The organism is Methanosaeta sp. UBA356 (assembly GCF_002496465.1).
Taxonomy (GTDB): domain Archaea; phylum Halobacteriota; class Methanosarcinia; order Methanotrichales; family Methanotrichaceae; genus Methanothrix; species Methanothrix soehngenii.
This window is the reverse complement of record NZ_DAKC01000139.1, coordinates 1-840: the sequence shown is the minus strand read 5'-3', so window position 1 is coordinate 840 and position 840 is coordinate 1. Positions and strand designations below refer to the sequence as shown.

The window sequence follows — 840 nt, the reverse complement described above, 5'->3', positions numbered from 1 at the left end:
CTCCTGACCTATTTGTCAGCGAGTTCTCACTGAATCCCGAAACGCCAGTTCAGGGATCTCCGGTAACTGTGAGGCTTGGAGTTTACAACCAGGGCACCGGCTCATCCGGTCCGTTCAGTGTCCAGTGGTGGCCCGGGGAGAACTACCGGAATCTGGGATGCAGCTGGGAAGTGGATGGATTGGTGGCACGAGGCGGAAAGATATTGACTTGCACCTACGACGGCTACCCCAGCTGGTATGCTAACATCAATACCAAGGTTTTGGTCGATTCCGGCGGAGTTGTGGCGGAAAGCGATGAGGCAAACAACATCTTCCTCAAGCCCATCAGCGTGAACCATCCCTGAGAATGTGGCCGAATCGAGATTGGATCCTGGCCCTATCATCTCTTTTTTTAGCTCTTCGCTGTTTCATATGGGTAACCTCAGGATAGCGATTTTCATTCTCCGGGTATGACTCCCCCTTGGAATTCCGACCTGATGGAAGATTGGTATTGAGATTATTCATAAATGGCGATATCTCGGCATTTTGGCGATTACTTGGATTAGGCTTCAGATTTCCATCTCACCCATATGAAACAGCGAGGCCCCTCCTTTCTCAAATCCCCTGCTATTTTCGTCTCCCGCCCTGATCTCGATTATATTTATTTTTGCACCTCTCTGCCATTGGACATGCCGATGCTTGCCCTCAGGAAGGCGAAGTCTGCACTGGTGCCCCTCCTCCTGCCGTCCGGGATCCGGCCATAAGCGAAGTGAGAGTGGCTCTGGTCGCTCTGGGGATATACTCGATCCATATTCTCTCCAAGGGCATCATACAGATAGACTGTACCGTTGCCAGTTGTCG

Annotated in this window: 2 protein-coding genes; one reads left to right on the top strand and one right to left on the bottom strand. The window is 51.5% G+C overall.

Annotated elements, in window-relative coordinates; all coding sequences use genetic code 11:
- The coding region (locus tag BP727_RS13370) for a CARDB domain-containing protein (protein ID WP_286859337.1) at positions 1 to 344 on the top strand (344 nt) is incomplete at its 5' end.
- A gap of 296 nt (positions 345 to 640) precedes the next feature.
- On the opposite strand, the gene BP727_RS13365 is transcribed toward BP727_RS13370, so the two are convergent.
- Positions 641 to 840 (bottom strand): hypothetical protein (locus BP727_RS13365; RefSeq protein WP_286859335.1); only part of this gene is annotated, 200 nt, incomplete at its 5' end.